Raw genomic sequence first — 14,055 nt, 5'->3', positions numbered from 1 at the left:
AACGACAATGCCAGATAAAGCCGGATCAGACGAACGCATGCAGGTGGCCGTCCTTGGTGGCGGCAGTTTCGGCACCGCCATCGCGAGTATCGCCGCGGATAACGGCGCCGAGGTTCGCCAGTGGCTGCGCGACGAGACATTGGTCGAGCAGATCAACCGCGAGCATCGCAACGGGCGCTATCTGCCCGAGTACCCGATCAATGAGAACGTCGTGGCGTCGACCGATCTCGCATGGACCGTAGCCGAGGCGGCAGTGGTCTTTATCGCCATTCCGTCAAAGGCGTTTCGTGCCGTATTGCGTCAGGTGCGCGAGCATCTGCGCCCGGAGCAGATACTGGTCACCACGACCAAGGGGATTCAGGCGGAAGGCTTCAAGCTGATGAGCCAGTTGATCGAGGAGGAAACCGGTTCGCCTCACATCGGCGTACTTTCCGGCCCCAACCTCGCCGCTGAAATCGCGCAGAAACAGCTGACAGGAACGGTCATCGCCAGCGACGACCCGGTCACGCGGGCCTATGTGCAGGCTGCGCTCGGCTGCAGCTATTTCCGCGTCTACGCGGGTAATGACCGCTACGGCGCCGAGCTGGGCGGTTCGCTCAAGAACATCTATGCCATTGCCGCCGGGATGGCTGCGGCGCTCGGCATGGGCGAGAACACGCGCGCCATGCTGATGACCCGGGCGCTGGCGGAAATGAGCCGCTTCGCCGTGGCGCTGGGTGCCAACCCGATGACATTCCTTGGCCTCTCGGGTGTCGGCGATTTGATCGTGACCTGTTCCTCGCAGCTGTCGCGCAACTACCGTATCGGCTATGCGCTGGGCGAAGGACGCGATCTCGACGAGGCGATCGAGGCGCTGGGGCAGGTTGCCGAGGGGGTCAATACCGTCAAGCTGGTGTGCGAAAAGGCCCGGGCGGAGGAGATCTATATGCCGCTGGCGCAGGGGCTCTATCACGTCATGTTCGACGACGTTCCCGCCCGCGACATGGCGAAATCCCTGATGGAAAACGAGCAGAGCAGCGACGTCGAGTTCATGCTCTCCCGCGAGTCGGTTGCCGAGGCGCACCAGCTCGCGCCGGATGTCGACTGATGGGCTGGCTGGCGATCGTACGACACGGTGAAGCGGCTGCCGGTGCGCCCGATGCCGAGCGGCGATTGACGCGTCGCGGTGAGGTCGAGGCGGCCAGTGCCGGGCAATGGCTCGCGAGACGGCCTGAATTGGCGACGGCTCGGCTCTGGGCGAGCCCGTTCACGCGGGCGCGCCAGACGGCCGAGGCCATTGCGTGCGCCACCCGTCTGACGCAGGAAACGGCCGACGGCATCACGCCGGATGACGACCTCGAGGCATTGGTCGAACGTCTGACGGCGCACGAGACGACGCGCCCGCTGATTCTCGTCAGCCACATGCCGCTGGTCGGAGGACTGGCCGGTCGTCTGGTCGACGGCTCCCCCGGGGCCGGCCTGGCGTTTCCGACCGCCGGGATCGCGCTGCTGGAAGCCGATGTGTGGGCGGCGGGGTGTGCGACGCTGAGAGCGTTCGTGGCGCCCCCCCACGCCTGAGCGGAGCCATGCGACCGTGAGCGAATACGACGACAAGCCCCGCTCTTCACGCTCCACCGGCAGTGCGCGCCTGATCGACGTGGCGCGGGTTGCCGGTGTCGCGCCAATGACCGTGTCGCGCGCGCTCAACCAGCCCCATCTGGTCAGCGAGACGACGCGACAGAAGGTTCAGCAGGCGGTGCTCGAGACCGGCTATGTGCCTAACCGCGTGGCCGGCGCACTCGCCTCCAGTCGCAGCCGGCTGGTGGCGCTGTTGGTACCGACCGTCTCGCACTCGCTGTTTGCCGAGGTGGTACAGACGGTCATGAGCGTGCTGGCGCCCCAGGGCTATCAGGTTCTGCTGGGTCTGATCGGCTATACCCCAGAGCAGGAGGAGACGATCCTCGAGACCGTCCTCAGCCGCCGTCCGGATGGCATCGTGCTGACCGGCTGCCGGCACTCCGAGCTGGCGACGCGCCGACTACAGGCTGCCGAGGTGCCGCTGGTCGAGATCTGGGACATGGCCGAGACCCCGCTGGACATGCTGGTGGGCTTCTCTCATGAAGCGGTGGGGCAGGCGGTGGCCGAGCATCTACTGGCGCGCGGGCACCGGCGCTTTGGTTTGATTTCGGCCGACGATTCCCGGGCTCGTCGACGCGTTGCCGGTTTTACCGAGGCGCTGGCGGCCGGCGGGCGTGGCGAATACCGACTTCACGAGGTCGGCACGCCTTCGAGCATGCCCTGGGGGCGCGAGAAGAGTGCGGCCTTGCTGGACAGTCCGCAGCGCCCGGATGCGATCGTCTGCAGCTCCGACATCCTCGCCATGGGCGTGCTGGCCGAGGCGCAAAGCCGGGGGATCGCGGTGCCCGACGAGCTCGCGATCATGGGCTTCGGCGACAGCAGCTATGCCGGTGCCAGTTTTCCGGCGCTCAGTACGGTGCGCATCGACGGCGCGAGCATTGGCCGCGAGGCCGCCAAGCATCTGCTATCTCGCATGTCGATGCCCTACTTCGAACGGGCCGGCCAGAAGCGTGATCTGGGTTTCCAGATTATCGATCGTGACACGACCTGAATGGCGCTGATCCCGCCTAGTGCTTTGGTCGCAATTTGTGCTCGGTGTCTTTGTCATACAAATTGGTTGCGCTAACATCCGCTCGAAACAGCGCCCGACCGACGTTGATGATAGCGCTATCATTTCGCGGCGGGATGGAACGGGAGCATCTCTCCCCGCCACGCCAAACGAGGTAGACCCATGTCCTTTGATGCCATCAGCTGGATCCGTTTTTCTCACGTGCTGCTGCCGCTGGCGACGCCGATCAGCGATGCCAAGGTGTTGACCGGCCGTCAGAAGCCGATGACCGAGGTCTCTTTCCTGTTTGCCGAGATCGAGACTCGCGATGGTCATCGGGGGCTGGGCTTCAGCTACTCCAAGCGCGCAGGCGGTTACGGCCAGTTCGCGCATGCCAAGGAGATCGCACCGGCCATTCTGGGCGAGGACCCCAGCGACATCGGCAAGCTATGGCAGAAGTTGGTGTGGGCCGGTGCCTCCGTCGGCCGCAGTGGGCTCTCGACGCAGACCATTGCGGCCGTCGATGTCGCGCTGTGGGATCTGAAGGCCAAGCGGGCGGAACTGCCGCTGGCCAAGCTGATCGGTGCGCATCGTGACTCGGTCCAGTGCTACAACACGTCGGGCGGGTTCCTGCATACGCCGATCGAGGAAGTGAAGGAGAACGCGACCCGTTCTCTGGAGAACGGTATCAAGGGGGTCAAGATCAAGGTTGGCCAGCCGGACATGAAGGTGGATCTTCAGCGAGTCGAGGCCGTGCGCAAGCATCTCGGCGATGACGTGCCGCTGATGATCGACGCCAACCAGCAGTGGGACCGTGCCACGGCACTGCGTTTCGGTCGAGCCATGGAGCCCTACAACCTGGTCTGGATCGAGGAACCGCTGGATGCCTACGATGCCGAGGGTCACGCCGCGTTGGCGGCGGCGCTCGACACGCCGATTGCCACCGGGGAGATGCTGGCCAGCGTCGGCGAGCACATGGAGCTGATCAAGCACCGCAGCGCCGATATCATCCAGCCGGATGCGCCCCGCATCGGTGGTATCACCCAGTTCCTCAAGCTGGCCGCCGCCGCTGATGCCGCTGGCCTGCAGCTGGCCCCGCATTTTGCCATGGAGATCCATCTGCACCTTGCCGCCGCTTATCCCAGCGAGCCCTGGGTCGAGCACTTCGACTGGCTCGAGCCACTGTTCAACGAGAGCCTGGAAACCCGTGATGGCCGCATGCTGGTACCGAGTCGTCCCGGACTCGGCATCACTCTGACCGAGCAGGCGCGCGAATGGACGGTCGATAGTGCCGAGTTCGGCAAGCGTCAAGGCTGAGCCTTTCGTCCTGATCCTGTTCAAGAAGGAGTGCGAGATGCGTTTCCCCAAGGTAACCAAGATGACCGTCATGCCGGTGGCGGGTTATGACAGCTTTCTGCTCAATCTGAGCGGCGGTCACGCGCCCTGGTTCATCCGCTGCCTGCTAATTCTGGAAGACGATGCCGGCAATCAGGGCGTCGGCGAGATTCCCTCCAGCGAGGGTATCCTCAAAGGACTGGAGCAGTGTCGCGACCTGGTCATGGGCTCGCCGGTCAATGACGTCAAGCAGACACTCAACCGCTCGCGACTGCTGCTCGCCGGCAATGGCCGGGAGGAGCGGGGGCGCCAGACTTTCGATCTGCGTGTCGCGGTGCACGTGCTGACCGCGATCGAATCCGCGCTGTTCGATCTCTACGGACAGGCGGTAGGTCAGCCGGTGGCGGATTTGCTGGGCCGCTTCGGTCGCCAGCGCGACGAGGTAGAGGCGCTCGGCTATCTGTTTCTGCTTGGCGACCCGGCGAAGACCGATCTGCCGTATCCGCAGGCGGATAACCCGGTCGATGCCTGGGATGACGTGCGCCGGCGCGAGGCGTTGACGCCCGAGTCAGTCGCCGAACTGGCCAAGGCGGCCTATGCCCGCTACGGCTTCAAGGACTTCAAGCTCAAGGGCGGCGTATTGCGTGGTGAGGAGGAAGCCGACTGTATCCGCGCGTTGCACGAAGCCTTCCCCGAGGCGCGCCTGACGCTCGACCCCAACGGGGCCTGGACGCTCGATGAGGCGGTGAGGGTGCTCGAACCGATCAAGGACCTGCTCAGCTATGCGGAAGACCCGTGCGGTCAGGAGGAGAGCTGGTCCGGGCGCGAGACCATGGCCGAGTTCAAGAAGCGCACGGGGCTGCCAACGGCGACCAACATGATCGCCACCGACTTCAAGCAGCTGCAGTATGCCGTGGCACTCAATGCGGTCGACATCCCGCTGGCGGACTGCCACTTCTGGACCATGCAGGGCGCTGTCATGGTCGGTGAACTGTGCGATGAGTGGGGCATGACCTGGGGATCGCACTCCAACAACCACTTCGATGTCTCGCTGGCGATGATGACTCACGTCGCGGCGGCTTGCCCGGGCGACATCACCGCTATCGATACCCACTGGATCTGGCAGGACGGACAGCGCCTGACCGAAGCGCCGTTCGAGATTCGCGGCGGCAAGCTGGCGGTGCCGAAGACGCCAGGACTCGGTGTGACTCTGGACATGGCACAGGTCGAGAAGGCTCACGCGCTCTACAAGTCCCTCGACGTGCGCAGTCGCAATGACGCCATGGCGATGCAGTATCTCGTCGATGGCTGGTGCTTCGATCCCAAGCGCCCTGCCCTGGTGCGCTGATATCGACGGCCTCGGCCGGTTGTCTTCTCGGACGCCCTGGCCGGGGCGATGATCGATGGATCGAGGGACAAAGTGTCCGCCAGATATGTTTAATTACATTTTGTTTCATTAGACTAAGGGCTTCTGACGACCGGGAGCTCACAATGCGTCCACTCGGCCTCGCCACCTGTCTGGGCCTGCTACTGATAGGTCTGGTTTTCGTCGCGACCTCGATTCCCGGGTCGCCTGCGATCGAGACGTCCGCGCATTTGCCAAATGACTGGGCCTATCGCTGGGGAGATTCTCCGGTCAACGAATCGGGCGTACGGCAGTGGACGCGAGAAGAGGCGCCGACAGCAACGGCTCAGCTCCAGCGTGACGGACTGGCGGCAGCGACGTCGGCTTGGCGGCCGATCGCGTTTCCCGCCAATCCGCCGAATCGGCAGGGGCGGGAAAAGGTCTGGTTTCGGGCGACTCTCCCCGTCGGGCAGTGGCTGGATCCTGTGCTCTATATCACCAGTATCGACCTGATCGCTCAGGTCTACGTCGGTGATCGGCTTGTCTATCAGCATGGCGATTTCCAGACCCCGGGAGAGATCGTGTTTGCCGGCTGGCCATGGCATCTGATCCCGCTACCCGATGGTTTTGCCGGCCAGAGGCTGTATGTCCGCGTTTTTTCCGACTACACCAGCATCGGACTCTGGGGCGAAGTGAGCGTGATGGAACGCAGCGAGGCCCTGAGCCGGATCATCCAGCGCTCGGCCTGGGATGTGGCGGTGAGTGCGCTGGCCCTCGCCTTGGCCCTGTTTGCGGCGATTTTCGCGATTACCGGGGTCGAGCGTCGCGGGTTCGGCGCGATCGCGCTCTTCGCGGGCGCTTCGGGGCTCATGCTGCTGGCCGAGCTGCCAGCCAGGCAGCTGATTGTCGACGATGCGCTCGCCTGGGATGTCCTGCGTGCCTTCAGCTATTACATGCTGCCGGTGGCGATTGGACTGATTCTGGCGTATTGGCTCGAGGGGCGGGCGAGGCGCTGGATGACCTGGCTTTGGTCCCTGCACCTGCTGTATGTCGTGACGGTGATGGGGCTCGTGCAGGCTGGCATGCTTAGCCTATCCCTGACTTTCCCGATCTTCGATGGGCTGCTGATGATATCGCTGCCGATCATGCTGACGTTAGCGCTTTGCCAGTGGCGTCGTCTGGATCATACCCAGCGTACCGTGGTCCTGAGTTTTGCCGTCTTTTCGCCTCTGCTGCTGGCCGATATCCTGGTGGCCCATGCGTTCCTGCCCTGGCAGTCGATTCCGTTGAGCTATGGGGCACTTGCCTTTTCTCTGGCCTGCGTCTCGATCTCGCTTTACCGCTACCACCAGGTGCATCGTCAACTGGCGCGCGCGAACGAGACGCTGGAGCAGAAGGTGGCATCGCGCACGGCGGCACTTGGCCGTCTGGTCAACGAACTCGAGCGTCTCTCTTTCCGCGATGCGTTGACCGGGCTCTACAATCGGCGCCAGTTCGATCTCGTCTTTGAACGTTGCTGCCGTGAGTCGGCGGTTTGCCATCAGCCGTTTACCTTGCTGATTCTGGATATCGATCACTTCAAGCGCATCAACGACGATTTCGGGCACGATGCCGGTGACAGCGTGCTCGTGCAGGTAGCTACCACGCTGCAGGCTCATTTTCGCGATCAGGGAACGGTCTGCCGTCTGGGCGGGGAAGAGTTTGTCGTGTTACTGCCTGGTGAATCCCCTCAAGGCGCAAAGGCGCGTCTCGACGCCTTGCTGGCGACGCTGGCCTCGACGCCGCTTTATTACCGTGACAGGGCGCTCGGGTGCGTGACGCTCTCTGGCGGTATCGCCAGCTATCCCGATCACTCCCGCGCCCCCGGCGAACTGATCATACTGGCAGATCGCGCGCTCTATCGTGCCAAGCATCAGGGGCGCAACCGGGGGGTTATCGCCAGGGCGAACGAGGCCGCCACCGCCGACCGGGTGTCGGTTCAGGGCCAGTAAGGGCGGGCGGTTCAGTGCTGGGAAGCGCGGGGCAGTTCCCGGCCAGGAAGCGGGAACCGCCCTGTATCAGCCTTCTGGTGCTCGGCAGGAGGGCGTCGCCAGCGCGAGGGCGACGGCCTGGCTGCCAAAGTCTAATATTTTCGTAAGTATGATGTATGGCAATTTGATCGCGATAACAAGCAAGCGTCCTCATCGACCATGGAGCGCGTCATGCCACACACCGAACGATCTCTTCCCATTGTTTCCCGGTCACGCTTCTCGCCATCGCCGTCCTTACAAGATTCACGACAGCCGCCATTACGCTTCGCGAGCCGTCTCGGTGCGGCGGCTGTTGCTGCGCTGGCGATGGCGGGGAGTGTCTCCGTGCAAGCGGCCGACTGGCGCGGGTGGAACGTGCACCCGGACGGCTATCCCAACTCGGTGGCACTGCAGTCATTCGCCGACGAGGTCTCGGAGAAGACCGAGGGTCGTCTCAATCCCCGAGTCTACAACAATGCGGTGTTGGGCGATCAGCCCGATGCGATCGAGCAGACGCGTAGTGGCGCACTCGACTTCGGCAACTTCAACATGGGGCCGATGGGGCCGATCGTGTCTGAAACCAACGTGTTGTCGCTGCCGTTCCTGTTCAACAATGTCGACCAAATGTATCAGCTCATGGACGGTGAGATCGGAGAACGCTTCGCCGATGCGTTGGCGGAAAAGGATCTGATCGCGCTGTCCTGGTTCGGCTCCGGTGCGCGAAGCTTCTACAACACCGATCATCCCATCGAGACGCCGGATGATCTCCAGGGGCTGAAGCTTCGTGTCATGAACAACGACCTTTATGTGCAGATGGTCGATGCCCTGGGCGGCAACGCGACGCCGATGTCCTACGGCGAAGTCTTCCAGTCGCTCAAGACCGGTGTCATTGACGGTGCCGAGAACAACTATCCCTCGTTCGACTCCAGCAACCATTTCGAAGTTGCCAAGTACTATTCGGAGACCGAGCACCTGATCATTCCGGAGTGCCTGTGCGTGGCCGCCTCCAGCTGGGATGCACTCTCCGACGAGGATCAGTCGATCGTGCGGGAAGCCGCCCAGCATGCTGCCGAAGAGCAGCGCCAGCTATGGGCGGAAGGCGTTGAGAAAAGTCGCGAGGAGGTCGAAGCGGCGGGCGTCGAGATCAATCGGATCGATGACAAGGCAGCCTTTCAGTCGCGCATGGAGCCGATCTACCAGGCCTTCATCGCGTCTCATCCGGATCTGGAATCGCTGATCGACGACATTCGTCAGGCGCAGTAGGCGTCGGGTTTCCGGCGAGCCCCTGACGACAGGGGCTCGTCTTTCCGTCTTTGTCGGGCCGCCGGTCATCGGGCGGCCCGCTTCTCGAACACAGGGGCTCCATCGTGGATAACGTCTCGAGTACTGCCGGGAGCCACGGGCTCGACCGGGTGCTGGACGGTCTGGCGCGGCTGTGTCTGATCGTTGCCGGTGTGCTGCTGGTCTTTCTCATTCTGTCATTCGGTTGGTTGGTCTTCGGGCGCTATGTGCTTAATGACACGCCGACCTGGATCGAGCAGTCCTCTCTGCTCATCGTCGTCTACATCACCTGCCTGGGGGCCGCGGCGGGGGTACGCTTCAACTCCCATCTGAGTATCGATTTTCTGCGCGAGGGCGCGCCGCGCATACCGCGGATCGTGATGCATGCGATCGCCGATGGCTTCGTGTTGCTGTTCGGCGCCTTCATGGCCTGGCAGGGCTGGCTCATGGTGATGAACAACGTCGGACGCCCGATTCCGATGCTCGGGCTGTCGGAGAGCTGGCGTGCCTTGCCGCTGGTGATCTGCGGGGGGCTCATGGTGGTCTTCACCGTGGCCAATCTGTTGCAGCGCATGCTGCGTTCCGGTCGAGCAGGGAGCTGACTCATGGGACTGGCCATACTTTTCGGTGTTTTCGTCGTGGGATTGGTCGTCGGTGCGCCGATCGCCTTTGCGGTCGGGCTGGCGTCGATCGTGACCTTTCTCTACGAGGGGCTGCCGCTGTTTGTCGGCTTTCAGCGCATTATTTCGGGCATCTCGGTCTTCTCGCTGCTGGCCATTCCGTTTTTCATCTTTGCCGGTGAGCTGATGCTTCACGGCGGCATCTCCCGCCGTCTGGTGCGCTTTGCCTCGGCGGCGGTCGGACGCATGCGCGGGGGCCTCGGCATGGTCAACGTGACGTCTTCCATGCTGTTCGGCGGCATCTCCGGCTCCGCCGTGGCCGATACGTCGGCGCTAGGCTCGATCCTGATTCCGGTCATGAAGGAGAAGGGCTACGACACCGACTATGCGGTCAATGTCACGGTGACGTCGTCGATCGCTGGCGTGGTGATTCCGCCCAGTCACAACATGATTCTTTATGCGGTGGCTGCGGGCGGGGGCATTTCGGTCACCCAGTTGTTCGTCGCGGGGATCGTGCCGGGCATTCTGATGTGTCTGGCATTGGCTGTCGCGGCCTACGTGGTGGCGGTCAAGCGCGGTTATGGCGGCGAGACCTTCCCGGGCTGGGAGGCGCTGTTCGTGAGTTTCTTCGCTTCGTTACCGGGACTGATGACGGCGGTCATCATCGTCGGCGGGGTGTTGTCGGGCATTCTGACCGTGACGGAATCCGGTGCGTTCGGCGCGATATACGCCATCGTCGTGACCGGTCTCGTCTACCGGGAGCTGCGCTGGGAGCCGTTCAAGAAAGCGGTCTACCAGGCGGTCAAGACGACGGCGCTGGTCATGATTCTGGTCGGTTGTGCCTCGGCCTTTTCCTATCTGCTGGCCCTCTACAACGTGCCGCAACTGTTGGCCGACGGCCTGACATCGGTCTCGGACAATCCGATCGTCGTGCTGCTGATGCTCAACCTGCTGCTGCTGGCGCTGGGCATGATCATGGACATGGCGCCACTGATTCTGATCTGCACCCCGATCTTCCTGCCCGTGGCCCAGCAGTTCGGCATGGACCCGATCCAGTTCGGCATCATGATGATGATGAATCTCGGGGTCGGGCTCTGCACGCCGCCGGTGGGCGGCTGCCTGTTCGTCGGCAGCGCGATCGGTGGCATCAAGATCGAGCAGACAGTGAAGACGATCTGGCCGTTCTACCTGGCTCTGTTCGTGGTGCTGATGTTGGTGACCTATGTACCGTCGGTCTCGCTGGCCTTGCCGGATTGGTTGCAGGGGCTTGGTGGCTAGCCGTTGCTGCCCGACACATTTGGCACGCGCCGGTCGCGACTTGGCGGCGGGGCGTGCGCAGGATCGCTAAAGGAGACGCATCATGTTGAAACGACTACTAGTCACTGGGGCCGCCGGCGGCGTCGGACAGGCGATTCGTCCGCATCTAGGGCGTCTGGCCGAGCAGGTCCGGCTTTCCGATATCGCCGATCTGGGCGAAGCGGCCGCGCACGAGGAGATCGTCGGCTGCGAGCTATCGGATGCCGGCGCGGTTGAAGACCTGGTCGCCGGCTGCGACGGTATCGTGCATCTCGGCGGCATCTCGGTCGAGAAACCCTGGGAGGGGATTCTCCAGGCCAATATCGTGGGGGCTTACAATCTCTACGAAGCGGCGCGCAAGCAGGGCAAGCCTCGGGTGGTCTTCGCGAGTTCCAATCACACGATCGGTTTTTACGAACGCACCACGCGCCTTGATAACCAGGTGCCGCACCGCCCGGATTCGCTCTATGGGCTCTCCAAGTGCTTCGGCGAGGACCTGGCCAGCCTCTACCACGACAAGTTTGCCGTCGAGACACTGAGCGTGCGCATCGGCTCCTGCTTTCCGCAGCCCAAAGATCCGCGCATGCTGGCAACCTGGCTCGGCGTCGAGGATTTCGTGGCCCTGCTCGAACGCGCGTTTCAGGCACCGCAGCTGGGTTGCACGGTGGTCTACGGGGCCTCCGACAACGATGAGCAGTGGTGGGATAACCGTCACGCCCGGTTTCTCGGCTGGGTGCCGCGGGAAAGTTCGGCCCCGTGGCGAGCCGAGGTCGAACGGGCCGCGCCGCCGCAGTCTCCGGATGACCCCGCGGTGCGCTATCAGGGCGGCAAATTCGTCGCTCAGGGGCATCCCGACGACGAGTGAGCGTGCCTCGGCCATGCGCCAGGACGCCCGGAAGACGAATGGCGGCAGCGCGGGGCTGCCGATCTGTTAGGGTATCGCCTTGAAACATCAGACAGCGGTGGCGGCGGTGCGAGCCTGACAGTCAGGCCGGCATTGCCATCATCGAGCGATAGCACCGATGAGGTAGGCAAGACGATGGAGCAGACCAAGGCCTGGGAGATCAAACGCATATCGACGCAGGAGAGCCTGTCTCGTCAGATCGCCCGGCAGCTCGAATCCCTGATCACCCAGGGGCGTATCGCGGTAGGGGACAAGCTGCCGACTGAAAGCCAGCTATGCGAGATGTTCGGCGTCAGCCGCACGGCCGTGCGCGAGGCGATTGCGCATCTGAAGTCGATGGGGCTGGTCGAGACGCGGCGGGGCATCGGCACGCGCGTGCTGCGTTCCGCGCCGGAGCGGGCGTTTCCCGTGCGCCGGATCAGCGCCACCACGGCGGAAGATATCCTTCACGTGCTCGAGCTGCGCATGACGCTGGACGCCGAAGCGGCCGCACTGGCGGCCGTGCGACGTACCGAGGCGGATGTCGCCGCGCTCGAGGCGGCGCATGCCGAGTTCCTGGCCGCCTGCGAAAGCGGCAGTCAGGCACGCCATGAGGACTACGTCTTTCATCGCGCCGTCGTCGAAGCGACACACAATCCGTTCTTCGTCTCGCTCTACGATCAGCTCAATGAGGGGGCGATCCCGCGGACGAAATTGTTGGCCGTGGAACTCGACCCGGCGGCCTTGGCTTACTATCTTGAAAGGGTGGCGCGCGAGCATGCCGACGTTTTGCAGGCCATCGTCGCGGGCCAGCGCGAAGCCGCGCACGATGCCATGCATCGCCATCTCCAGCGGGCCTACGAGAACTACGCTGCCTATCAGGAAGGTGCCGGCGCCTGACCCGAGGGTTGTGGCGCAGCGGCGTTCGACGATATTCGATAGGCGGTGACATGCTCTGCCACGCCGTTCTGCGGTCGGGTGGCGCATCGATATCTCACTTCTATCCAAGGAGGAAACGTGAATCTGACTGGCGAACTACTGATCGGCGCCCAGACGGTCAAGGGCAGTCGAGATCCCGTCGTCGCGATCAATCCGGCCACCGGCGAGCGTCTCTCGCCCGAGTTTCCCGGCGGCACGCCTGCCGATGTGGCTCGCGCCTGCGAGCTGGCCTGGTCCGCCTTCGACAGCTATCGCGAGACCGCCCCGTCGGCGCGTGCGACTTTCCTCGAAACCGTGGCAGACGAAATCGAGGGCCTCGGTGATGCGCTGATCGAACGCGCCGTGGCGGAATCCGGCCTGCCTCAGGCACGCATTCAGGGCGAGCGCGGCCGCACCTGCGGTCAGCTACGCCTGTTCGCTCGCGTCGTGCGCGATGGCGAGTGGCTGGACGTTCGCGTCGATCCGGCGTTGCCGGATCGCCAGCCGCTGCCGCGGGTCGACTTGCGCCAGCGGCATATCGCGCTGGGTCCGGTTGCCGTCTTCGGTGCCAGCAACTTCCCGCTGGCGTTCTCGGTCGCTGGTGGCGATACCGCTTCCGCACTGGCCGCAGGCTGTCCGGTAGTCGTCAAGGCGCATCCGGCGCATCCCGGTACCTGTGAGCTCGTCGGCCGCGCTATCCAGGCGGCGGTCGCCAAATGCGGGCTGCCAGAGGGAGTGTTCTCGCTGATCCACGACTCCGGTCTCGAGGCCGGCCAGGCGCTGGTTGCGGACCCGCGCATCAAGGCTGCCGGTTTCACCGGCTCCCGCAAGGGTGGGCTGGCGCTTTGGAGCCTGGCTCAGCAGCGGCCCGAGCCAATTCCCTTCTACGCCGAGATGAGCAGCATCAACCCGGTCTTCCTGCTGCCGGCGGCGCTGGAGTCGCGCGGCAAGGCGCTGGGTGAGGCATTCGTCAACTCGCTCAACATGGGCGCAGGGCAGTTCTGTACGAACCCCGGTCTGGTCGTGGGTATCGAAGGGCCGGCGCTCGACGCTTTCGTCGAGGCTGCTGCTAGTGCCCTGAGCGGTGCGCAGGCACTGACCATGCTGACGCCCGGCATCCACGATGCTTATGAGCACGGCGTGTCGGCATTCGCCGGCAATGATAAGGTGCGCGAGGTTGCGCGGGGCCAGGAAGGCGACGGACCGAATCGCTGCCGCCCGGCGCTGTTCGTCGCCAAGGGCGAGGATGTGATCACCGACGAGGCCCTGCAGGCCGAGGTCTTCGGTGCCTCTTCACTGGTCGTCGCCTGTCGCGATGCCGCCGAAGTTAAGCGGGTAGCCGAAGCGCTGGAAGGTCAGCTCACGGCAACGCTACAGATGGATGATGCCGACCTAGAGGCGGCCCGAGCGCTACTGCCGACGCTGGAACGCAAGGCTGGACGTGTCATGGCCAATGGCTGGCCCACCGGCGTCGAGGTCTGCGATGCGATGGTCCATGGCGGCCCCTTTCCGGCGACCTCGGATTCGCGCACCACATCGGTCGGCACGGCGGCGATCTATCGCTTCCTGCGTCCGGTCTGCTATCAGGATCTACCGGACGCACTGCTCCCCGAGGCCACCCGTGAAGGCAATCCGCTTGGCCTGCGCCGTCTGGTAGATGGCCAACGCGAAAGCTGATACCAAAGTCGAGAGGGAAGGCAGTTACCGCCGCACGGTGATCGCCACCTGCCGGCAAAAGAACAGGCCGGCTACCGACACGACAA

The 14,055-nt window shown here is 63.8% G+C and carries 12 protein-coding genes; all 12 read left to right on the top strand.

The window, feature by feature from the left end; all coding sequences use genetic code 11:
- The first annotated feature begins 37 nt into the window (after nt 1-37).
- The 12 genes from MC381_RS04985 to MC381_RS04930 all read left to right on the top strand — a co-directional run bounded on the left by MC381_RS04985 (nt 38) and on the right by MC381_RS04930 (nt 13,969).
- Nucleotides 38-1,087 (top strand): NAD(P)H-dependent glycerol-3-phosphate dehydrogenase, encoded by a 1,050-nt coding sequence (locus tag MC381_RS04985; protein WP_251976632.1) that lies wholly within the window; start codon nt 38-40, stop codon nt 1,085-1,087.
- Nucleotides 1,087-1,557, top strand: coding sequence for a phosphohistidine phosphatase SixA (gene sixA / locus MC381_RS04980; RefSeq protein ID WP_251976631.1), 471 nt, complete (start codon nt 1,087-1,089; stop codon nt 1,555-1,557). The genes MC381_RS04985 and sixA overlap by 1 nt, the downstream gene beginning before the upstream one ends.
- A 16-nt stretch (nt 1,558-1,573) precedes the next feature.
- Nucleotides 1,574-2,608, top strand: a complete 1,035-nt coding sequence (locus MC381_RS04975; protein ID WP_251976630.1) for a LacI family DNA-binding transcriptional regulator — start codon at nt 1,574-1,576, stop codon at nt 2,606-2,608.
- A gap of 180 nt (nt 2,609-2,788) precedes the next feature.
- Nucleotides 2,789-3,922, top strand: coding sequence for an L-talarate/galactarate dehydratase (locus tag MC381_RS04970; RefSeq protein ID WP_286009643.1), 1,134 nt, complete (start codon nt 2,789-2,791; stop codon nt 3,920-3,922).
- A 37-nt stretch (nt 3,923-3,959) separates the two neighbouring features.
- Entirely contained in the window at nt 3,960-5,288 is a 1,329-nt protein-coding gene (locus tag MC381_RS04965; protein ID WP_251976629.1) for an enolase C-terminal domain-like protein, read from the top strand.
- Between the two features lie 143 nt (nt 5,289-5,431).
- The gene (locus MC381_RS04960) at nt 5,432-7,276 is read left to right on the top strand and encodes a diguanylate cyclase (protein WP_251976628.1); all 1,845 of its coding nucleotides are present in this window, start codon (nt 5,432-5,434) and stop codon (nt 7,274-7,276) included.
- 345 nt (nt 7,277-7,621) lie between these two features.
- On the top strand, nt 7,622-8,557 hold the full coding sequence (locus tag MC381_RS04955; protein ID WP_251976627.1) for a TRAP transporter substrate-binding protein: 936 nt from the start codon (nt 7,622-7,624) through the stop codon (nt 8,555-8,557).
- 104 nt (nt 8,558-8,661) lie between these two features.
- Nucleotides 8,662-9,177, top strand: a complete 516-nt coding sequence (locus MC381_RS04950) for a TRAP transporter small permease (RefSeq protein WP_251976626.1) — start codon at nt 8,662-8,664, stop codon at nt 9,175-9,177.
- Nucleotides 9,178-9,180: 3 nt separating this feature from the next.
- The gene (locus MC381_RS04945; RefSeq protein ID WP_251976625.1) at nt 9,181-10,473 is read left to right on the top strand and encodes a TRAP transporter large permease; all 1,293 of its coding nucleotides are present in this window, start codon (nt 9,181-9,183) and stop codon (nt 10,471-10,473) included.
- Nucleotides 10,474-10,555: 82 nt separating this feature from the next.
- Nucleotides 10,556-11,356: an NAD-dependent epimerase/dehydratase family protein gene (locus tag MC381_RS04940; RefSeq protein WP_251976624.1), complete on the top strand. Its 801-nt coding sequence runs from the start codon at nt 10,556-10,558 to the stop codon at nt 11,354-11,356.
- A gap of 174 nt (nt 11,357-11,530) precedes the next feature.
- The gene (locus MC381_RS04935) at nt 11,531-12,274 is read left to right on the top strand and encodes a FadR/GntR family transcriptional regulator (protein ID WP_251976623.1); all 744 of its coding nucleotides are present in this window, start codon (nt 11,531-11,533) and stop codon (nt 12,272-12,274) included.
- A gap of 117 nt (nt 12,275-12,391) precedes the next feature.
- Nucleotides 12,392-13,969 carry an aldehyde dehydrogenase (NADP(+)) gene (locus MC381_RS04930; protein ID WP_251976622.1) on the top strand — a complete coding sequence of 526 codons (1,578 nt, stop codon included), beginning with the start codon at nt 12,392-12,394 and terminating at the stop codon, nt 13,967-13,969.
- The last annotated feature ends 86 nt before the right edge of the window (nt 13,970-14,055 follow it).

Source organism: Salinicola avicenniae (assembly GCF_023736115.1).
In the GTDB taxonomy this organism is placed as follows: domain Bacteria; phylum Pseudomonadota; class Gammaproteobacteria; order Pseudomonadales; family Halomonadaceae; genus Salinicola; species Salinicola avicenniae.
Note: the sequence above shows the minus strand (reverse complement) of the source record. Positions and strands in the feature narration are given on the sequence as shown.